We start from the raw sequence: 24954 nt of genomic DNA, 5'->3' as shown, positions 1-24954 counted from the left end.
CGCTGCCGCGCCGTCGAGTGGTACGGCAGCGGTTGGGCAGATCGTCCGGCGAATCGGCTACATCCAGGTCAGTGTGATCTCTTTGGTGGCAAGCCAGCGCTCGACCTCGTGTCCGTGCGCGGCCAGGCCCTCCATCGCCTTGGTCGCCCGGTCCAGCGCGTGATGCGCATGCGTCGTGTCGATCAGACCGGCCGAATGGGCGGCCAGCAGATCGTCGACTCCCCGCAATTCGGCCGCGCGGGAGTGGCGCACCGCGATCTCGAGGTACTGGTCCATCGACTTCCAGCGCTTGGGCTCGATCCGGGTGTACTCGCCGATATGCAGGCAATAGTCCAGGTCGCGGTGATGTCCGGGCTGGTAGTGCACGATCGTCACGCGCAACCAGAGTTCGGGCAGCAGCCAGGTCTCCATATATTGGATCCGTGGACCGCCGACGGTGCGTGCCACATACAGGCCCCACGGCTCGACGTGCACGCGGTCGATCGGGCGCACGAAACCCTTGGGATCGGTCATGGTCAGCTCGGCGATATTGAAATGTTCGATCTTCGGTCTTAGCTGGGTGGTAGTCATCGGCGACCCCGGTGCGACGGCGGTGGTGGTTGGCTGGATCAGGGGAGCGACCCCCCGAAAGTCACGCGCAACGTAACCGGCGATACCGGTCACAGCGGGCGCGGCGGCAAGCAATGGAATCAGAGCGCTCATTGGCCTCATCCTCATGTCCGACAACCAAATCAGGCTACACCTGCTGCGGCCGGTTCGCCGATGCCGAGAAATGCCGAATCTCGTTGCGGCAACGGACATTAACGTCCGTTTACCTGTCCTATAGGATAGGTAACAGATTGCGCATCGGCCCTGGGGCGCGATGATGCTTCAGATCGCGAAAGGATACGCCGATCGTGATCCGGTGACGAGTCCGGCGCCGGCGGATCCGCCGGGCCGCAGAATCTGTCGGTGCCTGCGCCTAGGCTGGTGACCATGGCATTCGCAACCGAAATCCCGGCGGAAGGCTACGAGGACCGGGGCACCCCGCTGGCGTATTCGGAGTTCCGGCCGGTCGGGGAGATCGAGCGGGCCGACGGGCAGTTCCAGGTCGTCAGTGAACACCAGCCGGCCGGTGATCAGCCCGCGGCCATCGCCGAACTCGAGCGTCGCATCAATGCGGGCGAGCGTGACGTGGTGTTGCTCGGCGCGACCGGCACCGGTAAATCGGCCACCACCGCCTGGCTGATCGAGCGGCTGCAGCGGCCGACGTTGGTGATGGCGCCGAATAAGACCCTCGCCGCGCAGCTGGCCAATGAGCTGCGAGAGATGTTGCCCAACAACGCCGTCGAGTACTTCGTCTCGTACTACGACTACTACCAGCCCGAGGCCTACATCGCGCAGACCGATACCTATATCGAAAAGGACAGCTCGATCAACGACGATGTCGAGCGGCTGCGGCATTCGGCCACCTCGAGTCTGCTCTCGCGTCGCGATGTCGTGGTAGTCGCGTCGGTGTCGTGCATCTACGGCCTCGGTACACCGCAGTCGTATCTGGATCGGTCGGTGCAGCTGGATGTCGGCACCGAAATCGATCGCGACGCATTCCTGCGGCTGCTGGTCGACGTGCAATACACGCGCAACGACATGTCCTTCACCCGCGGTTCGTTCCGGGTGCGCGGTGACACCGTCGAGATCATCCCGTCCTACGAGGAACTCGCCGTCCGCATCGAATTCTTCGGCGACGAGATCGAGGCGCTCTACTACCTGCATCCGCTCACCGGCGATGTGGTGCGGCAGGTCGATACCGTCCGGATCTTCCCGGCCACACACTACGTCGCGGGCCCGGATCGGATGGAGCGGGCGGTTCGCGATATCGAAGCCGAACTCGAACAGCGGCTGGCCGAGTTCGACCGCCAGGGCAAACTGCTGGAGGCGCAGCGGCTGCGTATGCGCACCCAGTACGACCTGGAGATGATCCGACAGGTCGGATTCTGTTCGGGCATCGAGAACTACTCGCGCCATATCGACGGACGCCCGGCGGGGTCCGCACCTGCCACGCTGCTGGACTACTTCCCGGAGGATTTCCTGCTCGTCATCGACGAGTCGCATGTCACCGTTCCACAGATCGGCGGCATGTACGAGGGCGATATGTCGCGCAAGCGCAATCTGGTCGAGTACGGGTTCCGGCTGCCGTCGGCGATCGACAACCGACCGCTCACCTGGGAGGAGTTCGCCGAGCGGATCGGGCAGGCGGTCTACCTGTCGGCAACGCCGGGGCCGTACGAACTCGGTCAGGCCGGCGGCGAGGTGGTCGAGCAGGTGATCCGTCCGACGGGTCTGGTCGATCCGCAGGTCGTCGTCAAGCCGACCAAGGGCCAGATCGATGATCTGGTGCACGAGATCCGGCTGCGGACCGAGCGTGACGAACGGGTGCTCGTCACCACGCTGACCAAGAAGATGGCCGAAGACCTCACCGACTATCTGCTCGGGCTCGGTGTCCGGGTGCGGTATCTGCATTCTGAGATCGATACGTTGCGCCGGGTCGAGCTCCTGCGACAGCTGCGACTGGGCGAGTACGACGTGCTGGTCGGCATCAACCTGCTCCGCGAAGGTCTCGACCTGCCCGAGGTGTCGTTGGTCGCGATCCTGGACGCGGATAAGGAGGGCTTCCTGCGCAGCAGCACCAGCCTCATCCAGACCATCGGACGCGCGGCGCGCAATGTCTCCGGTGAAGTGCACATGTATGCGGACAAGATCACCGACTCGATGCAGCACGCGATCGAGGAGACCGAACGCCGCCGGGCCAAGCAGGTCGCCTACAACGAATCGATGGGCCTCGACCCGCAGCCGCTGCGCAAGAAGATCGCCGACATCCTGGATCAGGTGTATCAGGAGGCCGACGACAGCGAGGTGGCCGTCGGTGGGTCCGGCCGCAATGTCAGCCGCGGCCGTCGCGCCCAGGGCGAGCCGGGGCGGGCGGTCAGCGCGGGGGTGTACGAGGGCCGCGACGTCAAGTCGATGCCGCGGGCCGAATTGGCTGATCTGGTCAAGGAACTCACCGCGCAGATGATGAATGCGGCCCGCGAGCTGCAGTTCGAATTGGCCGGTCGGTTGCGGGACGAAATCGCGGATCTGAAGAAGGAACTGCGCGGGATGGATGCCGCGGGGTTGAGTTGAGCGGCGGCGTCTTTCGACGCCGCCGGGCTCGGCGTGGTTCAGCCCTGGGTGGCCATCCATTCGTTGACGCGGCGCTCGGCCTCCTCGCGCGAGACATTCTCTACCTTGGTCATCACCGCCCAGCGGTGGCCGAAAGGGTCGAGGACGACGCCGAAGCGGTCGCCGGTGACGAATGTCTGCGGCTCCTCCGCACTGCGGGCGCCGTTCTCGATGGCCCGCTTGACCACTGCGTCGACATCGGGGCAATAGTGCACGATCGAGGTGTGCACCCATTCGCCGTTGGGAGCCAGGACATTGTTGTCCGGAATGGGCATGCCCAGTTGCAGAGTCGAGTCGCCGATCTTCAGTTCAGCGTGTGCGGGCTGGCCGTCGGGGAGATCGTTGCGGCTGATCACCTCGGCCTCGAAGACGTTGGTATAGAACTCGATTGCCTTATTGCCGTCCGGGACGGCCAGGAAGCAGGTGATGGAGTGGTAGCCGTCGGCGATGGGGTTCACGGTGTTCACTGTTTCGCTCATGCCGATAAGCCTCGTCGAGCGCGGCGAAGTGGTCTTGTAAGAAAGCGACAGCCGTGACCGGCGCAGCCGACGGGCCGGTTCCGGTGCCCGCGCTCGACAATGTGAAGGGCATTCTGCATCCCGGTGAGCAGGCCAGACATCGCTCGTTGGCGCGGTTGTCGGCCGGGCCCGAGGTCGGGCGGTTCGTCGAGTGGTATTGGTCGGTGCGCTGGGATCTGACCGGCCGGCCGCCGTACTATGCCGAGGTGCTGCCGTTCCCGTGCGTGAACGTCACCTTCGAACGCACCGAAACCCGCACCGGCGGATTCGTCAACGGCGTCTGCACCACAAAGTTCGTCCGGGAACTCAGCGGCGCGGGGGAGACTTTCGGCGCACGTTTTCGCGCCGGCGGATTCGGTGCGTTCACCGGATTGGATGTCGGTGCGTTCCGGGACACCGCCGTACCGCTCACGGACGTGCTGCCCGAGGCCGCCGGGCTGGCCGAGCGCGTATCGGCCGAATCCTCGGATATCAAGCGCCGCAGCATAATCGAGGATTTCCTCATCGGCCGGAAGGCCGCGACGGATCCCAACTACCGATTGGTGCTGCGCATCGTCGACGCCATGGAACAGGACCGAGAACTGACCAGGGTCGATCAGGTCACCGATCGGTTCGATATCCCGATCCGCACATTACAGCGGCTGTTCCGGCGCTATGTCGGCGCCGGACCGAAATGGGTGCTGCGCCGATACCGGCTCCAGGACGGCGCCGATCTACTCGCGCGCGGACGCATCGAAGATCTCGCGGCGCTGGCAACCGAGTTGGGTTATTTCGATCAAGCGCACTTCTCGCGTGAGTTCACCGCGGAAGTCGGAATGGCTCCACTGGAATATGCCAAGAATTCGCTACGCTCGCGTAACGAGGTGACTTCGAAGGTCGTCCCAACGAGAATGTAGTTTGCAGGACCGCTCGCGTTCGACCCATTCGAGCACGAATCGGAATCGGCCCGCCACATCGGCGAATGAGGAGTTCGTGATGGATGTCTTGGTGTTGATAGGGCGAGTGCTTTTCGTGGTGTTGTTCTTCAGTTCCGCGTTCGGTCATTTCACGCAGACCGATGCGATGACCGATTATGCGCGGAGTCGCGGGCTGCCGCAGCCGCGGGTCGCGGTGCTGGCCGGCGGCGTCGTTCTCGCGGTGGGCGGCCTCAGCGTGCTGCTCGGCGTATGGGCCGACCTCGGGGCACTGCTGCTGGTGATCATGCTGGTGCCGACGGCGTTTCTGATGCACCAGTTCTGGAAGGAGACCGATCCGCAGGCCCAGCAGGGCGAGATGATCCATTTCAACAAGGATCTCGCGCTCGCCGGCGCCTCGCTGATGTTGTTCGCCTTCTTCGCGCATGTCGACGAACTCGGATTGACCATCACCGGACCGCTTTTCACAGGTCTGTAGATACGACCGGATTTGCGCCGATCGCGCCGATATTGTGAGCCGTAAAGACGCCGTCCGCATTTTCGAGTCGACGGAGCTCCATCGCGGTTACTGCGGAACCGGGTGGATGGCGTCGGCCCGGCCGGGTACGTTCTTACCCGTCCTGGTCGGGCCGACATTGCCGCCGTATAGCGGTCACGGTCGGGTATATGTGATGAATATCCCAGGGAGACAAGGGCGTTCGCGCCGGTTGTGATGGATCACAAGTCACGGACCCCGAAATTAGATCCGCCCAGGTCGCAAAGGTCCTGTGGCATTCGCCGGATGAACCTGTGTCGGTAAACCCAGAACACCCGAAGTGTGATGTGTTGCGATTTCTGCTATTTCCGGTCGATTTGCCGCTATGGTCGACCCCAGTCGCCGCGCTGGTGCCACGACTCCACGTGGCACCGGCGCAGGCACCCGACACCACATAGTTGGAGGAGAAAGCCGTGAGGGAGCGAAGCGAGCGAACCATGGGCGCAGCGCCACAGGCGGTCATGCCGGAGCCGAGCGTCAGCGAGGTGGAGGCATGACCGCCTACCGGACCATTGTCGTCGGTACCGATGGCTCGGACTCGTCGTACGTCGCCGTCGACAAGGCCGCTTCGCTGGCCGCGGCCGCGGGTGCGACCCTGGTCGTGGCCTGCGCGTACTACCCGACCGACGATCGCGATGTGGCCGCCGCCGCCGATGTGCTCAAGGACGAGGCCTACCAGGTGCGCGGCTCCGCGCCCACCAACGAGATCCTGCGCACCGCCCGCGACCGCGCGACCGCCGCGGGCGCCGAGCAGATCGTCGAGCGGGCGATCGTGGGTGAGCCCGTCGAATCCCTGCTCGCACTCATCAAGGAGGTCGAGGGCGATCTGCTGGTCGTCGGTAACCGCGGCCTGAACACCCTGGCCGGCCGGTTGTTGGGTTCGGTGCCTTCGGATGTGGCGCGCAAGTCCCGCTCCGATGTGCTGATCGTGCACACCGTCAGGTAAGCAGTAAAGCCGAAGCGACAGCCGCACATTCCCGCAGTGTGCGGCTGTCGTCGTCAATCCAGTGCGCTGAGCACTGGTGGCAGGTCGCCGGTGTGCACCACGCCGAGTCGCTGGGTCGCCCGGGTCAGTGCCACGTACAGGTCGTTCATCCCACGCGGCGATTCATCGAGGATCCCCTGGGGTTCCACCAGATAGACCGCGTCGAATTCCAGCCCCTTGACCTCGTGCACCGTGAGCACACGGACGGATTCGCCCGCCAACTCGGCGAAGTCCGCGACCATCTCGTGCGGTGTGATGACGGCCGTGGTACCGGGCCCGGACTCCGCTGCTACCAATTGTGCTACCGCACTGCGCAATTCGCTCGCATCGACGGCATGGGCGCGGGGGCGCACATCCGTCTCCCGAACTGACCGCGGCACCGACGCGGCCGGATCGATCTCGGCGAGCACATCCGCCGCGACCGCCATGATCTCCGCCGGGGTCCGGTAGTTCACGGTCAACTCGGTGAGCTTCCATCGTTGTGCCACATAGGGTTCCAGCATCCGCTGCCAGGAAGAGGCGCCCGCCGGATCACCGGTCTGCGCCACATCGCCGACCACAGTGACCCACCGATTAGGTATGCGGCGCATCACCATCCGCCAGGCCATCTCCGAAAGTTCCTGCGCCTCATCGACGATCACATGGCCGTAGGTCCAATTGCGATCACCCGCCGCGCGTTCCGCGGTGGTCTGCCGATTGCGCACATCCTGACGTTCGGCCAGCTGGCCGGCGTCGATCAGGTCGTAGGCCATCAGGATTTCCGGATCGAGGTCGTCCTCGAGATCCTGTGGCGCGGAACCGGTCAGGATGTCGAGCGCGTCCTGCGCCTCGGCCAATTGGGCCCGCCAGCGACGGCGGGCGCGTTCGCGTTCCTCGGTGTCGTCGATGCCGAGTAGTTCGGCCAGTTCGTCGAGCAGCGGTGCGTCCGGCGCGCTGAATTCGCCGTTGTCCGAGCGCGCGAGTTCGGCTCGGTCGGCCGGATCCAGACTGCTCGCGGCCCGGTCGAGTCGCTTCGGATCGGCCAGCAGATCCGCAAGCACCTCCTGCGGCGACAGGATCGGCCAGAGCTTGCCGATGGCCGCCTGGATCTCCGGATCGGCGCGCATTTCGTCCCGGATCTCGGCCAGATCGGTTCGGCTGAGCAGACTTTCCTTACCCGCCCCGTCGGCTGCGCCTCCTGCCATCCCCCGGTGTCCGCCGGACAGATCCGCGCCCATGGTCTGGGCCAGTTGTTCGGTGAGTGCGTCGATGACCGAGGAGGCGAAGATCGGCCGGGCCAGATTGTGCGGACGCCGCGAGGAGCGGGCGCGACCGCGCGCCTTGGTGGCGATCTTGCGATCGAGTGTGACCGGGTAGCCGTCGAAGGAGAGGCGGACCGGCTCCGCGGGCACCTCTTGACGGTCGCGTACCGCCTGCTTGAGCACCTCCAGCATGGCCAGCGAGCCCTTGACCTCGCCGGCGCGCAGCGAATCCTCGCGGGTGGCCTTCACTCCCGGATACAGATCGCCGATGGTGGACAGCAGCACGCCGGTCTCACCGAGCGATGGCAGCACCTGACCGATGTAGTCGAGGAAGGTGGCGTTAGGACCGATGATCAGCACTCCGCTCTTGGCCAACTGCTGACGGTAGGTGTAGAGCAGATACGCCGCGCGGTGCAGTGCGACGGCGGTCTTACCGGTGCCCGGACCGCCTTGGACCACCAGCACGCTCTTGTGCTCGGAGCGAATGATCGCATCCTGCTCGCTCTGGATGGTCTCGACGATGTCGTTCATATGACCGGTGCGCGCGGCATTGAGCGCCGAGAGCAATGCGCTCTCGCTGCCGACCCCGCCCTCACCATCGGTCACACCCGCGGTCCGAGCGGCGTCGAGGTCCAGGTACTCGTCATTGATGGCCGTGACCCGACGATTGCGGGACCGGATATGTCGTCGCCGGACCACCCCGTCCGGGGCGGCGGTCGTCGCTAGATAGAACGGACGGGCCAGGGGCGCGCGCCAATCCAGCAGCAGCGTCTCGTAATCGTCCTTCTCGTCGAGGATGCCGAGCCTGCCGATGTAGCGGTATTCGCCTTCTAGCTCACCGTCGAGGTCGATGCGGCCGAAACACAGGCCGTGTTCGGCGGCGTCGTATTTGGCCAGATCCTCGGAATAGAGCTGGCTGAAGGATTCGCGTTCGGTGCGCGCCTGCGGGGTTCCACCGGTTTCCAGCAGCACGGTGCGCAGCCGTTTCGTGGCGTATTCGCGCATATCGTCGAGTCGTTCATAGAGCACGGACAGGTAGGCCTGCTCCAGGTCGATCTCGCGGTTCCGCTCGGGTGTGCCGTCGTGCGCGGCACGATCCTGAGTGAGGCGGTCGGGCAAACTGAACTCCTTGTCACCGCGATGAGCCGGTGCACACGCAGGTCACGGTGCACGCGAACGCCATTGAAAACAGAGTTTTCGAGTCTACTGCTGGTTCGGCGGGCTCGCTGTAACCGCAGGTAGCGGGTCCGTGGCCAGGACCGGCGTGAAATGTTGGACGACGGGGAACGGTTCGTAGAAGTGATGCAGCAGTTGCTTCCAGCGCTGATATCCGGCGGACCCGCGGAAGCCATCAACATGGTCGCTCAACTGTTCCCATCCCACCAACAGCAAATATGTGTCGGGCGCCTCGACGCACCTGGACAGCGATAGCGACCGGAAGCCCGGCATACTCTCGATGATCGGCCTGGCCTCGGCGAACGCCGCCTCGAAGGCCGCCGACTCGGCGGGGCGGACGGGCAACAGCGCGTGTTCGATGATCATGGAACCCTCAGGAAGCGTGCGTGTTATTCGGTCTGCGGCCCAGGCTGGTGCCTTCCCGATGGCCGGTCGGCTTGGCGCGGTACATCGCCAGATCGGCGTCGTGCAGCACCGCCTCGGGCGTGCGGTTGTCACCCTCGGCGAGTTCGGTCACGCCGATCGAGGCGTTCACCGCGATCCGGTGCCCGCGCGCGATGATCGGCTCGGCCATGGTCGAGCGCAGCCGCTCGACCAGCGAGTCGAGATCGACGCGTCGGGTCCGGCCGGACAGCAGTACCAGGAATTCGTCGCCGCCGAGTCGGCCGACCAGATCGGTGCCGCGCAGTGCGCGCTGCAACCGCTGGGCCACGATCTGCAGCACGGTATCGCCGATCGCGTGGCCGAGGGTGTCGTTGATCGCCTTGAAGCCGTCCAGGTCGATGAACAGCACCGTCGAGACCGGCAGATCCTCGCTGGCGGTCAGCGCATTGGCGAGTTGGGACAGGATCAGTGAGCGGTTGGCCAGTCCGGTCAGTGAGTCGTGGGTGGCCTGGAACTCCAATTGCCTTCGACTGGCCCGGAATTCGGTGATGTCGGCGAAGGAGGACACTGCGGATGATTCCGGATCGCCCGGATTGAGCAGTCGCGAGCTGCCGGAGAGCCAGCGACGCTGACCGTCGTGCCGGTCGACGCCGAAGATGTATCCGGTGATCGTTTCGCCGGTCGCCAAGGTGCGTGCGACCGGATGTCGGCTCGGCGGCAGCGGCTGGGCATTGGCGTCGAGCAGGATCAGCGGCAGTTCATCGATGGTGGAGCCGATGAGTTCACCGGTGCGTTCGTCGGTGCCGAAGATCTGCACGGCCGCGGGATTGGCCGATTCGATGCGGCCGTTCCGGTCGATCACCACCACGCCCTCCTCCAACTGCGAGACCACCGTGGTGAAGTGCTGCTCGGCGCGGCGCTGAGCGGCCTCGGCGGCGCGCTGGGCGGTGAGGTCGTGGATGACCACCTGATAGGCGAGGTGGTCGTGCCATGCGGTGAGCACCGAAACCGTCTCGACCGGGACGATCTCGCCGTCGACCCGGATCAGCTCCATTTCGGTGGGATCGGAGGCGGCGCCCGCGGTGGTCAGCTGGCTGATGCGGTCCACCATGCCGGATACCGAATCGGGATGGACGAACCTGGTCAGCGGTTGGCCGATCACCTCGTCGGCGCTGTCGGCGGCCAGCATGCGCGCGGTGGCCTGGTTGGCGTAGACGACGGTGCCGCGCTCGTGCACGACGATCCCGTCCGGGGTGTGTTCGACCAGGGACCGGTAGCGCTGAGCCAGCTGCTCGGCGTCGACCCCGACGTCGACTGCCTTGTCCTGATCCACTCCGAACCCCCGATCATCGACCCGATCATGGCCATTGGAACATGGGATTATTCTGGTCTCGACGTGTACAAGATCACATCGTCGACGCTATTGCTTCGCTCACAGTCCGGCCACTCCATCCGCCGCTATCTGGTGATCATTACAGAACCCGGATTTGTGAACATTTCTCGAGCCGAACGTCGCTTCGGCCCCGGGAGCCGGTGAAGGAGCGATGCCATGTCGGGTACCAACCCGAACAGTGAAAAGCACCATCAAGATCATATGACGATCGCTGGGATCGGGGCGGTCAGCGGGTACGGCTGGGGTCGGGAGACGCTCTGGCAGGGGCTGCTGAGCGGGAAATCCGCGGCCTCGCTACAACCAGGCTACGGCTTCGGCCGCGATGAGCACGCCTGGGTTTCGCTGATTCCCGATGGCGGTGATCCCATGGTGAGCACCAGCCTCTACGGCCGTGCCATGCAGGAGGCGGGTCGCGAGGCGATCGCCGACGCCTCCGCGCGTGGTTGGCGACCGGGCCGCACGGTCGGCCTGCTGCACGCCATCGTGCTCGGCGATGTCGCCAATTGGCGCGACTTCTATCTGGTCGATGAGGGCCACCGGCGCTCGCGCGACTACCTGCGACTGCTGCCCTCCACACCGATCTCGGTACTACAGCAGGAATTCGGCTTCCACGGGCCATCGATGAATGTCTCGGCGGCGTGCAGTTCGGCGAATGTCGCGCTGATCACCGCCGAACTCTGGCTGCGGTGCGGTGTCGCTGACGACGTGATCTGCATCGCTACCGATATGTCGGCCACCCCTGAAATGCTCGAGCACTTCGTCCGGCTCGGTGCCGCGGTCGGCGATACCGAACCACTGGCCGCCTGCCGCCCCTTCCAAGAGGGCAGCCGCGGTTTCAGCATGGGTGAGGCGTCGGTCGCCTTCGTCCTCACACGCTCGGTCGAGCGGCCCTATGCCGCGGTGCTCGGCGGCGGCATGACCAATGACGCCTATCATGTGGTTTCGGTCGATCCTGGGCACACCCAGATCTTCAACTGTGCGCGCCAGGCGCTCGCCGACGCTGCCATCGTCCCCGCGGACGTGCGGTATTTCAACGCGCACGGCACCGGCACCCGGCAGTGCGATGTGGCCGAGCGGGATCTGCTGCGGCGGATGTTCGACGACCGGCCGCACGTCTATTCGGTCAAGCCGCTTGCCGGGCACTGCCAGGGGGCGGCGGCCGGTGTCGAGGTGGCCGCCGCGGCACTGGCCTACGACCGCGGCATCGTGCCCGCCGCACCGATCGTCGCACCCGCCTACGAGCGACTATTGGACGGTCCCACGCCCTTCGAGGGCGGGATCACGGTCAAGCTGTCGCTCGGCATGGGCGGCAATAATTCGATGGTCGTGCTCGGTCCCGTCGACTGAGGCCGTTTACGGAAGCGGCACCGACCAGGACAATTTCGTGCCCGGCATGCCCTCTGTTTCGTGCATACCCGCCACCGCGGGGCCGATGGTGAACTGCCCGTCCGACTTCTCGGCCCGCTGCTCCAGATTCCGCAACCCGCTGCGGATCACGTGATTCGGGATGCCCCAGCCGTTATCGGTGACCACGATGGTCAGATCATCGGCCACGCTGATCTCCACCGAGACGGTCGCCGCGCCGGAATGCCGCACCGCATTGCTCACCGCCTCACGCACTACCGCCTCCGCGTGATCGGCCAATTCGGCCTCCAGCACCGACAGCGGTCCGGTCACCTGCACGGTGGCCCGCAGCGGCGAATCGGTGGTCTGCTGACGCACCGCATCCTCGATCCGCTGCTGCAATTCGATACCGCCGCCATTGCCGCCGTGCAGATCGAAGATGGAGGTGCGGATCTCCTGGACCACCTCCTGCAGATCATTGATGACCGTCGAAAGGTGTTGGCGCACTTCGGGTACCTCGGCGCGCGGTACTGCGCTCTGCAGGGTGAGCCCGATGGCGAACAGCCGCTGGATCACATGGTCGTGCAGGTCGCGGGCGATGCGGTCGCGGTCGGCGAGAATATCGAGTTCGCGCATTCTGCGCTGGGTTTCGGCCAGCTGCATGGCCAGCGCGGCCTGGTCGGTGAACGCGTTGGTCAGCTCGACGAGTTCGTCGGGGTAGGGCGGTGAGCCGATGGGACGCACGGTGACCAGCGCGCCGAGGGTGGCGTCGGGTGTGCACAGCGGCAGGATCAGCGCGGGCCCGACATCGTGCAGTGGGACGCCGAGGTCGATCAGGGCGGCATTGTCGAAGCGCAGCGGTGTGCGGCGGGTGAAGGCCTCGCCGAGTGCGGTGCCGTCGGCGTCCACGACCAGTCCGTCGAATCCGCTACCCGGACCGGACCATTGGGTAATGACGAGTTCGGAGATCGCGGCGAGTTGGAGTTGCGGTACCGCGGTGCTGGCCAGGAACGATTGATGTGAGCCGGTCAGGGTGCGCGCATGGTCGACGACGTGGGCGAGCACCAGATCGGGTTCGGTGCCCGCGAGGAATTCGGTGGCGATATCGCGGGTGGCCTCGATCCAGGCCTGTCTGGTGCGCGCCGATTCGTAGAGCCTGGCGTTGTCGACGGCGATGCCGGCCGCGGCCGCCAGCGCCTGCACGAGTACATCGTCGTCCTCGGTGAACGGCTGACCATTGGCTTTCTCGGTGAGGTAGAGACTGCCGAAGACCTCGTCACGAATGCGCACCGGGACACCGAGAAAGGTGTGCATCGGCGGGTGGTGTTCTGGAAACCCCACGGACGCAGGGTGTTTCGAGAGTTCGTCGAGGCGCAGCGGTTTGGGTTGGGTGAACACCTCGCCGAGTACGCCGTGTCCGGCGGGAAGTCGGTCGATGCGCTCCCGGATGGTGTCGTCCATGCCTTCGTCGAGGAACTGGGTGACCTGCTGCTCGTGTCCGCGCACGGCGAGCGCGCCGTAGCGGGCGTCGACCAGGCTGGTGGCGGTGTGCACGATGGCGCGCAGCGTTTCATCGAGGTCGAGGCCGGAGGTGACGGTCAGCATCGCCTCGACCAAGCCGTCCATCCGGTCGCGGGAATCGATGATCAGCTCGACGCGTTCCTTGACCTCCGACAGCAGCTCCCGGAGCCGAAGTTGCGACAGCGTGTCGCGTACCGAATAGAGGCCGCTGCCCAGCTCTTCGGTCATGACGGCATCCTGTTCTGGCAGGCGCGTAATAGCGCCTACGCCAGTCTAGTTGGTCGATCGAGGACTTTCGGCCCTGTTCGCGGTGGCGTAGCGGTGATGGCATGGTCGCACACCGGGAATAGAAAGTAGGGTTGTCCTATGAATTCGCCGTTGCATTCGTCTGAGCTGTGGGCCACTGCCGCCGACCCCGAACTCGCCGTGACCACCCGGGGGGCGGTGCCGCCCGCGGATGTGACCAGGGCGGTGCGGGGCATCGGCCGGGTACTGCGCCGGCACCATCTCGACGCAGCGGCGCGGGTGCGGGTGACCGCGCCGGTGGATTCGGAAGAACCCACGTTGGTACAGGCCAACATTCGCATACACGACACCCCGACCCGTGTGCAGGTCACCGGTCCGCGCGGCTTCGCGGTGACCTTCGCGGTGGAACGGCTGGACCGTCAGATCGCCCGGCTGGCGACCAAACAGTCACGCGAGTGGCCCGATCCGGCGCGTCCGCCCCTGGCCAGGGTCACCGAGCCGCGCCCGATCGTGCGGAGGAAGCACTGCGCGTTGCTGACCGGTACGCCCGCCGAGGCGTCGGCGGTGATGGATGCCATGGATTATGACTCATACCTGTTCATCGATGCCGAAACCGGTGAGGACGCCCTGATGAGCTGGGCGGATCCGATCGGCGTCCGGCTGACCAGGCAGCGCACCACACAGCCGCCGCAGGCTCCGGCGCAGCGGCCGCTCACGGTGAATTCCCTACCCCTGATCATGGATTCGGATCCGGCGCCGGTCCTGATCGAGGAGGCGGCGGTGACCCGGCTGTGCCGTAAGGGATTGCCTTTCCTGTTCTTCACCGATGCCGACAGGGGCCGCGGCCGCCTGCTGTACCGCCGCTACGACGGGGATCTCACCATCGTCGTTCCGGTCGAAATTCGCTAGCTCTCACGCAGTTTGGAGGCCAGCACCGCGGCTTGGGTGCGCCGTTCCATGCCGAGTTTGGCCAAAAGCCGCGAGACGTAATTCTTGACGGTCTTCTCCGCCAGGAACATTCGCGCCGCGATTTGTCGATTGGTCAATCCCTCGCCGAGTAGTGCGAGCAGTCGGCGTTCCTGCTCGGTGAGGCCGGCCAGCGGCCCGTCTTTTTCGGTGCTGGAACGTAGCCGGGCCTTGAGTGCGGCCGCCGCGCGGTTATCCAATAGCGAACGCCCGGCGCCGACCTGTTTGATCGCCGCGGCCAATTCCATGCCCTTGATGTTCTTGACGACATAGCCGCTCGCGCCCGCCAATATCGCGTCCAACATGGCATGTTCATCGGTGTAGGACGTCAGGATGAGGCAATGCAAATCGTCGATTTCGGCGAGCAGGTCGCGGCACAGTTCGATGCCGTTGCCGTCGGGAAGTCGGACGTCCAGTACAGCCACATCGGGTCGCAGGGCGTGAATGCCCGCCATGGCGTCGGCGACATCGCCGGCCTGGCCGATCACGGTGAGTTCCGGATCGCTCTCCAGCAGGTCGACGAGGCCGCGCCGGACGATCTCGTGGTCGTCGACGAGGAACACTGTGATCACGCGACCTCCTGTGTGGTGCAGGGGATCTCGTGCGCCCCCGGCGTTTGGTCCTACCCGACAAGGTATCCCTCGGCGGGCCGCACCGGTATGTCGGGAACGACAATTTCGAGTAATGGCGACTCGAATTTACCGACGAGCGCTATCGAAACACCGAAAGAAACCGACCGCTGGAATGGCATTGTGCGCATCGGGGTTCCAGGTATGCTGAGGCCGAGGTCATTCATAGCGGTCTTTGGTAGCGCGGCCTTGGAGGGCCCCATGCAAAGTTATGTCGAACAATGACATATTCAGCGACGCTCGATTTCGGCAATGTTTTCGGTCCGCCGCGGAGCTGTCCCGATTGTAGTTCGCATGCTATCGGCACCTTCGTCGACCACCGGGATGCCCTGTTCCGCTGCGGAGAATGCGGCGTGCAATGGCGGTTCGCACATGGCCGCGCCATTCGAGAGTTCCCAGCTATCGATTCCCAGCCGGGACCCGAAGAAGCGTGGACGTGTCCATGAAGATCCGGCTGTTCGTGCGGCCGTGAGTGCCCGCGCCGGTGGCTACATCGCCTTCGTCGGCCGGATGAATGCGGAGAACGGGCGCATCGGGCGGTCTGGATCGGCTGGGCGCGCCGAAAACTGGTGATGATCACCAAGATCCGCGAACCGGAGCAGTGCCGCTACTACACTGAGCGGGTGCGTCCACTGATGGGAGCCGACGACCCCGAACCGCGTGAGGAGCCACCGGCGCCTCGGGTAGCGACGAGCCGGGCCATGCTGCCCACACCGGTCGCTTGACGAGCCCCTGGGGTGACGGCGGCGATCCCGGGGCGCCCCGGGCGGTCGCCGGGGTCACCCTGGTCGAGGGCTCGACCTTCTGCATCAGCGAGGACGGCGGTGTCATCAGCCCGAATCGTGCCGAGGGATTGTTCGTGCGCGATACCAGGGTGCTGTCGCGGTGGCGGCTGACCGTCGACGGGTTGGCGCCGCAACCGCTCACTGTCCAGCATACCGAGCCCTATAGCGCGACGCTGCTGGCCAGGACGCCGCCGCGGCCCGGACGCGCCGACAGCACGGCACTGGTGACCGTCGCGCGGTATGTCGGCGACGGTATGCGCGATGACGTGACCGTCCGCAATCTCTCCGGTGCGGCGATCAGCTGTGTGGTGGTGCTGGAACTCGATGCCGATTTCGCCGATCTGTTCGAGGTGAAGGAGGGACGGATCGGCGACAGCGTGGTGGTCACCAAGAGCAAGGCGACGGCAGGCACGGTCGAGATCAGCCGGACCGATCTGCCGCTGGCGGTGACGGTGACCGCCGCGGGGGCGACCGCGGTCGATCGCGAATTGCGGTGGCAGGTCGAGCTGCCAGGGCGGGGGGAATGGTCGGTGTGCATCCAGTACCAGCCGACGCTCGGTTCGGTGGTGACGCCGCGGCATCAGTGTGGGAATCCGATCTCGCACAGCGCGCCGGCGCTGCGGATGCGCGAATGGTACGAGAATTCGCCGTCGGTGCAGACCGACGATCAGACACTCGCTGAGGTACTGCGCCGCGCTGTCGTCGATCTCGGCGCACTGCGCATCTTCGATCCAGGTCATCCGGAACGGGCGGTGGTCGCCGCGGGCGCGCCGTGGTTCATGGCGCTGTTCGGGCGGGATTCGCTGCTCACCTCGTGGATGGTGTTGCCGCTGGACCGGCGGCTCGCCGTCGGCACGCTGCAGAGTCTGGCGGGTCTGCAGGGCAGCGAGGTGCGCGCCACGACCGAGGAGGAGCCGGGAAAGATACCGCACGAGGTGCGGTTCGGGCGGGCGGCGACGTCGCTGCTCGGCGGTGACACCGTGTACTACGGAACCGCCGATGCCACACCGCTTTTCGTGATGTTGCTCGGTGAGTTGCATCGCTGGGGACTGGATGCCGAGACCAGGGACGAGCTGCTTCCGCATGCGGATCGGGCGCTGGAGTGGATCGAAAACTTCGGTGACGCGGACGGCGACGGATTCGTCGAGTATCAGCGCGCGGCCGAGCACGGTTTGGCGAATCAGGGGTGGAAGGACTCCTGGGACGGGGTGAACTTCGCCGACGGCAGGCTGCCCGAGGCGCCGATCGCGCTGGCCGAGGTGCAGGGATATGTGTACGCCGCGTATGTGGCCCGGGCGGCCCTTGCGGCCGATGTGGGCGATCACCCGACCGCGGATCGGTTCCGCGTCAAGGCAGCGGCAGTGAAGGAAGCGTTCAACAAGACGTTCTGGTTGCCCGAGCACGGTTGGTTCGCCATCGGTCTGGACGGGGACAAGCGGCCGATCGACGCGCTGACCTCGAATATCGGGCACTGCCTGTGGACCGGGATCATCGACGAGGACAAGGCGCGGCCGGTCGCGGATCACCTGCTGTCGCCGGAGATGTTCAGTGGGTGGGGTATCCGCACCTTGGCCACCAACATGGGTGCCTACAACCCGGTGAGCTATCACAACGGTTCGGTCTGGCCGCACGACAACGCGATCTGCGCCGCCGGACTGATGCGCTACGGCTTCACCGAACATGCCAACCGTGTGATCGACGGGGTCCTCGACGCGTCGACTCGCTTCGGCTATCGACTGCCCGAGCTCTTCAGCGGTTTCGACCGGGCAGAGTTCGACGCGCCGGTGCCGTATCCGACCTCCTGCTCACCGCAGGCGTGGGCGTCGGCGGCGCCGCTGCTTTTCATGCGGAGCATGTTGCGGTTGGAGCCGGGCACCGGCTCGGCGTCGGTCGCGCCCGCGGTGCCGGACCGGTATCTGCCGTTACGGGTGAGCGGGGTCCGGGTGGGGTCCGATGTGCTCACCGTCACCGTGGACAATGGGGGCTGGCAGCTCAGCGGATTGGCTGGAAAGCTGCGTCGATCCGACTCCTGACCTGGACCGATGACCGGGGACCCCGGCGTGCGACGAAACTTGTCGGTGGGTCGGCCTAGCATGGCGCTGGGGGTATCACGTCTGTTGGACCGACACGATCGAGAAGGGACACCTGGTGGCGGAACGCCTCACTGTGCGCGGAGCTCGGGAGCACAATCTCAAGAGCATCGACATCGATCTGCCCCGCGACAGTCTCATCGTGTTCACCGGTCTATCCGGTTCGGGCAAATCCAGCCTCGCCTTCGACACGATCTTCGCCGAGGGGCAGCGCCGCTATGTCGAATCGCTGTCGGCGTACGCGCGCCAGTTCCTCGGGCAGATGGACAAGCCGGACGTCGACTTCATCGAGGGCCTTTCGCCTGCCGTTTCGATCGATCAGAAGTCGACCAACCGCAACCCCCGATCGACGGTCGGCACCATCACCGAGGTCTACGACTACCTGCGTCTGCTGTACGCGCGCGCCGGTACTCCGCACTGCCCGGTCTGCGGTGAGCTGATCGCCAAGCAGAGTCCGCAGCAGATCGTGGATCAGGTGCTCGCCATGGAGGAGGGCATCAAATTCCAGGTGCTCGCGCCGGTGGTGCGCACCCGCAAGGGCGAATTCGTCGATCTGTTCGACCAGTTGAACAGCCAGGGCTATTCGCGCGTCCGGGTCGATGGCGTGGTGTATCCGCTCACCGATCCGCCGAAGCTGAAGAAGCAGGAGAAGCACGACGTCGAGGTCGTGGTGGACCGGCTCCAGGTGAAGTCGAGTTCCAAACAGCGCCTTACCGATTCGATCGAGACCGCGCTGCGGTTGGCCGACGGCATCGTGGTATTGGACTTCGTCGACCGCGACGAGCACGCCCACGATCGGGAGCGCCGGTTCTCCGAACGCCTGGCCTGCCCCAATGGTCACCCCCTGGATATCGAGGATCTCGAACCGCGCTCGTTCTCGTTCAACTCGCCCTACGGCGCATGCCCGGACTGCACCGGGCTCGGCATCCGCAAGGAGGTCGATCCGGAACTGGTGGTGCCAGATCCCGAATTGAGCCTGGCCGAGGGCGCGATCGCACCGTGGTCGCGCGGACAGACCGCCGAATACTTCACCCGGCTGCTGTCGGGTCTGGCCGAATCCATCGGATTCTCCATGGATACGCCGTGGCAGGACCTGCCGCCGAAGGCACGCAAGGCGGTGCTGGAGGGCAGTTCGGATCAGGTGCACGTCTCCTACACCAACCGGTACGGCCGGAAGCGTTCGTATTACGCCGATTTCGAGGGCGTGATGCCGTTTCTGCAGCGGCGCATGGAGAGCACCGAATCCGAGCAGATGAAGGAGCATTACGACGGGTATATGCGCGATGTGCCGTGCCCGGTGTGCAACGGTGCTCGGCTACGTCCGGAAATTCTGGCCGTCACCATCGCCTCGGGCGGTGCGAAGAAGTCCATCGCCGATGTGAGCGAATTGTCGATCGGTGATTGCTCGGCATTCCTGAATGCCTTGACGCTGGGGGAGCGGGAGACCGCCATTGCCGGGCAGGTGCTCAAGGAAGTGCAGGCGCGCCTGGGCTTCCTGCTCGATGTCGGACTGGAGTATCTGAGCCTGTCGCGGGCCGCGGCGACGCTGTCCGGCGGTGAGGCGCAGCGCATCCGGTTGGCGACCCAGATCGGATCCGGGCTGGTCGGTGTGCTGTATGTGCTCGACGAACCGTCGATCGGTCTGCACCAGCGCGACAACCGGCGGCTCATCGAAACGCTCACGCGGCTGCGGAATCTCGGCAATACGCTCATCGTGGTCGAACACGACGAGGACACCATTCGGGCCTCGGACTGGGTGGTCGATATCGGTCCGCTGGCCGGTGAGCACGGTGGTGAAGTCGTGCACAGCGGTCCGTATCAGGAACTGCTCACCGACCCGAAATCGCTGACCGGCGCATACCTTTCGGGCCGCGAACGCATCGAGGTGCCGATGGTGCGGCGGCCGGTGAGCAAGAAGCGCCAGCTCACCGTGGTCGGCGCGAACGAGCACAACCTGCGCAATATCGATGTCAGCTTCCCGCTCGGCGTGCTCACCGCGGTCACCGGTGTTTCCGGTTCCGGTAAGTCCACGCTGGTCAACGACATTCTCGCGACCGTGCTCGCGAACAAGCTGAACGGTGCGCGGCAGGTGCCGGGCCGACACACCCGAATCAACGGCCTCGATCATCTGGACAAGCTCGTGCAGGTGGACCAGTCGCCGATCGGCCGGACGCCACGCTCGAATCCGGCCACCTATACCGGCGTATTCGACAAGATCCGGACCCTGTTCGCGGCAACCACCGAGGCGAAGGTCCGCGGCTACCAGCCCGGCCGGTTCTCGTTCAATGTCAAGGGCGGCCGCTGCGAAGCATGCTCGGGTGACGGCACTTTGAAGATCGAGATGAACTTCCTGCCGGATGTGTATGTTCCGTGCGAGGTCTGCCACGGTGCCCGGTACAACCGGGAGACGCTCGAGGTGCACTACAAGGGCAAGACCATTGCCGAGGTGCTCGATATGTCGATCGAGGAGGCCGCCGGCTTCTTCGAGCCGGTCACCTCGATCCACCGCTACCTCAAGACCCTGGTCGACGTCGGCCTGGGCTATGTGCGACTCGGCCAGAGCGCGCCGACTCTCTCCGGTGGTGAGGCACAGCGCGTCAAACTGGCGGCCGAACTGCAGAAGCGCTCCACCGGACGCACCGTCTACATCCTCGACGAGCCGACCACCGGCCTGCACTTCGAGGACATTCGCAAGCTGCTGCTCGTCATCAACGGCCTGGTGGACAAGGGCAATACGGTCATCGTCATCGAACACAATCTGGACGTCATCAAGACCTCCGACTGGGTGGTCGATATGGGTCCCGAAGGCGGCTCCGGCGGCGGTACGGTCGTCGCCGAAGGCGCCCCGGAAGATGTTGCGGCAGTTGGCGACAGCTACACGGGCCAGTTCCTGAAGGAGGTCCTGGCACTGCCCGCCGCGACCAAGCCCAAGGCTCCGGCCAAGAAAGCAGCGGCGAAGAAGGCAGCCCCAGCGAAGAAGGCGACGAACAATTCGTCGGCTACCAAGGCGACGGCGACGAAGATTCCGGCACCGAATGCTGCCGCCGCGAAGCGCGCATCGCGGAAGGCCGCCGCGCTCCGCTGACCTGTCCGCACACCACTTGTCTCGTCCGACACCGCTTACTCGGTGTCGGGCAAGACAACGGAAGCCCGCTCAGCTCTTGGGTCGACGCGCTGCGAGCTTGTCTTCCAGCCGAACGACCAGCCGATCCCATCTCGGTGGTCGACGTCCGGTACCGGCCCGCTACGAGGTCTCGCTAGTCCGACCGGTTCGCGATGGTGTGGATCAGTTCGGCGAGTTCCTTGTATCGGGACCACATCGGCCAGTGGCCGGTGGGCAGATCGATGTATTCGGCGTCGATCTTGGCCAACTCGGCGAACATGGGTTCCTGACCCGCGTCGCGGAGTTTTTTTACCAGGTCCGCGGTGATGCTGTTACAGATCACCGTCGTCGGGATGGCAAGGCGCGCCGGGGAATCGCTCAGTCGCAGGGGAGCCGCGGCGACTCCGACGGGTTCGGAAACGGCACATTCGCGGAACCGGGCCAGGGATGCCTCGTCCAGTCCGGTGAGGCTATTGCCGTCGGCTTCCAACTGATCCCAATCCGGCAGCGCGAGTTCGCGAACGGTCGCGTCCAGTGCGGAATTGAGGATGAAGCCATTCGGTAGCGGAGCGGCGTCGACATAAATGCCGCGGCTGAAGCGTTCCGGGGCGATATCGGTGGCGAGATAGGCGGCCGCGGCGCCGCCCGAGTGCGCGACGACCACCACGGCTTCATCCGGGGCGATTTCGTCGAGGATGGCCTGCGCCTGCATTTCCAGGGTCGCGCCGAGCCGTTCGTCGTCGGCCGGGTCGAGTCCGGGTAGCGTCAGCGCCGACACATCGTCACCCCGGCCGCGCAGATCGGCCGCGACGTCGTCCCATGCCCACGCGCCGAGCCAGAATCCGGGGATCAGAAGTATCCGTGCCATGCAGTGAGCATCGCACGCCGAACCAGGCGGAACGCAAATCCGCAGTAATACGTCTGGGTCACCGAGATGGCCACGCGCACAAAGTGTTTCATTGTTCACAAGATGAACTACTTCGGGTCGAGTTGGATTGCCCCGTGAGATCGACTCGGCGGCACGGATCGCCCCGCGTTGCTTGCGGCCCACCCGGGTGGCATCTCCGCGGTTCCGGGCGGGCCACATCGGCGTGCCTACGAGCTCCGAGCTGGACCGAACCACCGCGCCAATGCGTTCCGGAGTCGGTCATCTTCGGCACCGACTTCGCCTGCCCATGCCACATATCCGTCCGGTCGGACGAGTAGCGCGTCAGCGGGCGCGTCCGGACAGGTCGCGATAACGGTGTCGACCCGGTCGTTCCAGTCGCCCGCGATATCGGCGAACCCGCTGGTCTCGGTCAATTGGACCAGTACAGCTCGTGCCGAGTGGAGCAGATCGGCGATACGCGTTCGGCCGTCCGAGGTTTCGAGGATGAGGTTCGGGACCATGCGTCCGGACAGTGGGTGCGGATCGCCGATGTCGTAGCGGATATCGGATCCGGCGAGCAGATGTGCGATATGTCCAGCGCTTTCCGGCGCTTTGAGAAGTTCGCCCATGAACTCGCGCAGCGCGGTGATCTCCGGACCGGGCGCCATCAGTGCGAGCTGGGACAGTGAGTGCATCATTACGCGCTCGCCGACCGGGTATCGCTCGGAGTGATAGGTGTCCAGCAGTCCCACGGGTGCCCAACCGTTCACCTGTGCGGCGAGCTTCCAACCGAGATTGGCCGCGTCCTGCAAACCGAGGTTGAGGCCCGGGCCGCCCATCGCCGAATGCACGTGGGCGGAATCGCCGAGCAGGAACACATTTCCTTCGCGATAGCGTTCGGCCAGTCGAGTGTTCTGGCCTTCGGTACGGCGCAAGGCGTGCGGGCCGGGGCCAGGCGGTGGTGCGATCGGCAGGTCGACACCGAGCACCCGCCGCAGACTTGTGCGTAGTTCGTCGAGCGTCATCGGCGTGTCCTCCGGTACCGGATCGCCGTCGAACTCCATGGTCGCGACCAACGGGCGGCCGCGTTCGAGCTCGGCGAAGATGAACATGCCACGTTCGAGTCGGTTATGTCCGAAGGGGAGTCGCCCGAGGCCGGGAATCAGGATGCCGCCGTCTCCGGTTCGCAGCTCCTCCGGCACGCTCACATGTGCCATCCGGACCAACTTCGATGCGTTTGTGCTGCCGGGGAATTCGATTCCGGTGTGTTTGCGGACGAAGCTCTTGCCGCCGTCAGCCGCGACCAAGTATGTGGTGGTCAGGTCGTACTCGCGGTCGGGACCCGTCACTGTGACGGTCACGCTCCCGTCCCGCTGGACCAGATCGGTCAGCTCATGGCCCCAACGGATTTCGATACCGAGTTCGCGTGCCCTCTTCTCCAACAGTCGAACCAGTTTCGGCTGGGGGATGAGCAGCGCGTACATCGGATTGTTCGCGACTTCGGCGAATGACACCGGCATCCCACTGAACAGATAGCCGGGCACGGGCTGCGGAGCGCCCGGCGCGCCGCCGAATTCGTGGTATAGGCCGCGCATATCCAGCAGCCGAATCACCTGGCCGACAAGGCCGTTCGCTTTCGGCTCGACGCTTGGCTCGCTCAGTTTCTCCAGCACGATAGGACGCACACCGGCCAGTGCGAGTTCGCAGGCGAGCATGAGCCCGTTCGGTCCGGCACCGGAAATGACTACCTCGAAAGAGTTTTCGGGCATGACGAATACACCTCTTGTTACCTTTGAAAAGTGAGTGTGCGGTGAGTCAGTCGTCGACGGAAGGCGCGGGAAGTCCCGCGGCTACCTCGTCGATGGCTTGTCGTAGGAGTGTGGTGAGCAATACCGGCGGATCCGCGTACACATAGGTCGCCGTAGCGGCCTGGTAGATCGCGCCGATCGCGCCGACGACGAGGCGGGGATACAGATCGCGGGCCGCGTCGGTTCCGGTGCGTGCCGCGATCGCCTCGATCCAGTCGTCGGATACCGCCTTGGACACCGCGGTTCGGGTCTCCGGTGCCTCGAGCAATTCGCGAACGACCGCCAGTTGCCGCGCGGTTGGCGGGTGGTCTCCGGCGCCGTCGGCCTCGAGTGGTTCGAGGACTGCCGCGGTGATCGCGGTCCAGAGCGGCTCGTCCACGGGCCGGTTCCGCAATGCGATCAGACTGCGCTGGATCCGCTCGGTCTGCCGGTAGGCCAGCGCCTCGTGCTTACCGGTGAAGTAGTTGTTGAAGGTGCGGACCGACACGCCCGCCCGGGCGGCTATGTCCTCTCTGGTGATATTGGCCAGTCCGTGTTCGAACGCCAGCTCGAGCGTCGCGTCGCTGAGTGCCTTGCGGGTGTCGAGTTTCTTGCGCTCGCGAAGGCCGAGGACTTGCTCATCTGGCATGACACCAGAGTACGACGAAACTTGCCCGGCGGGCAATATTTCCCGCTGGGCAAAATTTAGCTAAGCGTAGACCGGGCCGGTGTACTTCTCGCCCGGACCCTTGCCCGGCTCGTCCGGATGCGCCGATGACTCGCGGAAGGCGAGCTGCAACGACTTCAGGCCGTCGCGATACGGACCGGCATGCGGACCGAAGTATTCGATAGACGAGGTGACCAGCCCGGCGAGCGCGGTGATCAGGCGGCGCGCCTCGTCCAGATCGCGGCGCGGACTGTTGTCCGGATCCTCGTCGGCGAGTCCGAGCTTCTCCGCCGCCGCGCTCATCAGCATCATCGCGGCGCGGCTGATGATCTCGACCGCGGGGATTTCGGCCAACTCGCGGACGTCGGATGCCTCGTCACTCATAGCCATGAGGATGGCATCGTGGTAGGTGGGCGCGCTCGCCGGGGCGGGGCGATTCGGCGATAGCGAGTGGGAATGTTAGACTTTCCGCTGACGACCGCCCCGGCTTGCCCGGGGCTGATAAGTGGAGCCCGACTCCCACCGTTGCCGACGAGCAATCGTACTGGTCAAACGGTCCGGTCCCCCGCCCTCCGGGGCGGGTTTCTTGTGCGGACGGTCCTAG

The 24954-nt window shown here is 65.2% G+C and carries 19 protein-coding genes; 8 read left to right on the top strand and 11 right to left on the bottom strand.

The window, feature by feature from the left end; genetic code table 11:
* Positions 1–57 precede the first annotated feature (57 nt).
* Entirely contained in the window at positions 58–702 is a 645-nt protein-coding gene (locus ACQPYR_RS30670; RefSeq protein WP_433622386.1) for a DUF402 domain-containing protein, read from the bottom strand.
* Positions 703–975: 273 nt separating this feature from the next.
* Between ACQPYR_RS30670 and uvrB the strand changes: the two genes are divergently transcribed.
* Entirely contained in the window at positions 976–3159 is a 2184-nt protein-coding gene (gene uvrB / locus ACQPYR_RS30665; RefSeq protein ID WP_433622385.1) for an excinuclease ABC subunit UvrB, read from the top strand.
* 38 nt (positions 3160–3197) lie between these two features.
* On the opposite strand, the gene ACQPYR_RS30660 is transcribed toward uvrB, so the two are convergent.
* Positions 3198–3677 (bottom strand): VOC family protein, encoded by a 480-nt coding sequence (locus tag ACQPYR_RS30660; protein WP_433622384.1) that lies wholly within the window; start codon positions 3675–3677, stop codon positions 3198–3200.
* 53 nt (positions 3678–3730) lie between these two features.
* Here ACQPYR_RS30660 and ACQPYR_RS30655 point away from each other — a divergent pair, with 53 nt between their 5' ends.
* The 3 genes from ACQPYR_RS30655 (at position 3731) to ACQPYR_RS30645 (ending at position 6111) form a co-directional block, all read left to right on the top strand.
* Positions 3731–4612, top strand: a complete 882-nt coding sequence (locus ACQPYR_RS30655; RefSeq protein WP_433622383.1) for an AraC family transcriptional regulator — start codon at positions 3731–3733, stop codon at positions 4610–4612.
* Between the two features lie 79 nt (positions 4613–4691).
* Entirely contained in the window at positions 4692–5108 is a 417-nt protein-coding gene (locus tag ACQPYR_RS30650; RefSeq protein WP_387295518.1) for a DoxX family protein, read from the top strand.
* A gap of 550 nt (positions 5109–5658) precedes the next feature.
* Positions 5659–6111, top strand: coding sequence for a universal stress protein (locus tag ACQPYR_RS30645; RefSeq protein ID WP_387295516.1), 453 nt, complete (start codon positions 5659–5661; stop codon positions 6109–6111).
* 53 nt (positions 6112–6164) lie between these two features.
* Here the strand turns inward: ACQPYR_RS30645 and ACQPYR_RS30640 are convergent, their stop codons facing one another.
* From ACQPYR_RS30640 to ACQPYR_RS30630, 3 genes are all read right to left on the bottom strand, one after another.
* A complete protein-coding gene (locus ACQPYR_RS30640; protein WP_433622382.1) occupies positions 6165–8510 on the bottom strand; it encodes a HelD family protein in 2346 nt (781 codons plus the stop codon).
* An 84-nt stretch (positions 8511–8594) separates the two neighbouring features.
* Positions 8595–8933 (bottom strand): antibiotic biosynthesis monooxygenase family protein, encoded by a 339-nt coding sequence (locus ACQPYR_RS30635; protein WP_387295512.1) that lies wholly within the window; start codon positions 8931–8933, stop codon positions 8595–8597.
* Between the two features lie 7 nt (positions 8934–8940).
* On the bottom strand, positions 8941–10284 hold the full coding sequence (locus tag ACQPYR_RS30630) for a diguanylate cyclase domain-containing protein (RefSeq protein ID WP_433622381.1): 1344 nt from the start codon (positions 10282–10284) through the stop codon (positions 8941–8943).
* A 261-nt stretch (positions 10285–10545) separates the two neighbouring features.
* Here ACQPYR_RS30630 and ACQPYR_RS30625 point away from each other — a divergent pair, with 261 nt between their 5' ends.
* Complete coding sequence (locus ACQPYR_RS30625) at positions 10546–11691, top strand: beta-ketoacyl synthase N-terminal-like domain-containing protein (protein ID WP_433622380.1); 1146 nt, start codon at positions 10546–10548, stop codon at positions 11689–11691.
* A gap of 6 nt (positions 11692–11697) precedes the next feature.
* On the opposite strand, the gene ACQPYR_RS30620 is transcribed toward ACQPYR_RS30625, so the two are convergent.
* Positions 11698–13437 (bottom strand): sensor histidine kinase, encoded by a 1740-nt coding sequence (locus tag ACQPYR_RS30620; RefSeq protein WP_433622379.1) that lies wholly within the window; start codon positions 13435–13437, stop codon positions 11698–11700.
* Between the two features lie 138 nt (positions 13438–13575).
* On the opposite strand from ACQPYR_RS30620, the gene ACQPYR_RS30615 reads away from it, so the two are divergent.
* A complete protein-coding gene (locus ACQPYR_RS30615; RefSeq protein WP_433622378.1) occupies positions 13576–14364 on the top strand; it encodes a sigma 54 modulation/S30EA ribosomal C-terminal domain-containing protein in 789 nt (262 codons plus the stop codon).
* Here ACQPYR_RS30615 and ACQPYR_RS30610 read toward each other — a convergent pair.
* Positions 14361–14993 carry a response regulator gene (locus tag ACQPYR_RS30610; protein WP_387295502.1) on the bottom strand — a complete coding sequence of 211 codons (633 nt, stop codon included), beginning with the start codon at positions 14991–14993 and terminating at the stop codon, positions 14361–14363. The two genes, ACQPYR_RS30615 and ACQPYR_RS30610, sit on opposite strands and share 4 nt — an antisense overlap.
* Positions 14994–15771: 778 nt before the next feature.
* On the opposite strand from ACQPYR_RS30610, the gene ACQPYR_RS30605 reads away from it, so the two are divergent.
* Together ACQPYR_RS30605 and uvrA are read left to right on the top strand one after the other, a co-directional pair.
* The gene (locus ACQPYR_RS30605) at positions 15772–17868 is read left to right on the top strand and encodes an amylo-alpha-1,6-glucosidase (protein WP_433622377.1); all 2097 of its coding nucleotides are present in this window, start codon (positions 15772–15774) and stop codon (positions 17866–17868) included.
* Positions 17869–17983: 115 nt separating this feature from the next.
* Positions 17984–21010, top strand: coding sequence for an excinuclease ABC subunit UvrA (gene uvrA / locus ACQPYR_RS30600; RefSeq protein WP_433622376.1), 3027 nt, complete (start codon positions 17984–17986; stop codon positions 21008–21010).
* Positions 21011–21182: 172 nt separating this feature from the next.
* On the opposite strand, the gene ACQPYR_RS30595 is transcribed toward uvrA, so the two are convergent.
* From ACQPYR_RS30595 to ACQPYR_RS30580, 4 genes are all read right to left on the bottom strand, one after another.
* On the bottom strand, positions 21183–21896 hold the full coding sequence (locus ACQPYR_RS30595; protein ID WP_433622375.1) for an alpha/beta fold hydrolase: 714 nt from the start codon (positions 21894–21896) through the stop codon (positions 21183–21185).
* A gap of 227 nt (positions 21897–22123) precedes the next feature.
* On the bottom strand, positions 22124–23665 hold the full coding sequence (locus tag ACQPYR_RS30590; RefSeq protein ID WP_433622374.1) for an FAD-dependent monooxygenase: 1542 nt from the start codon (positions 23663–23665) through the stop codon (positions 22124–22126).
* A 46-nt stretch (positions 23666–23711) separates the two neighbouring features.
* Positions 23712–24332: a TetR/AcrR family transcriptional regulator gene (locus tag ACQPYR_RS30585; protein ID WP_433622373.1), complete on the bottom strand. Its 621-nt coding sequence runs from the start codon at positions 24330–24332 to the stop codon at positions 23712–23714.
* A 60-nt stretch (positions 24333–24392) separates the two neighbouring features.
* Positions 24393–24734 (bottom strand): DUF1844 domain-containing protein, encoded by a 342-nt coding sequence (locus tag ACQPYR_RS30580; protein ID WP_433622372.1) that lies wholly within the window; start codon positions 24732–24734, stop codon positions 24393–24395.
* Positions 24735–24954: the final 220 nt, after the last annotated feature.

This window comes from Nocardia sp. CA-120079 (assembly GCF_050955745.1).
In the GTDB taxonomy this organism is placed as follows: Bacteria; Actinomycetota; Actinomycetes; order Mycobacteriales; family Mycobacteriaceae; genus Nocardia.
The sequence above is the reverse complement of the archived record's forward strand: the minus strand, read 5'-3'. Positions and strand labels throughout refer to the sequence as shown.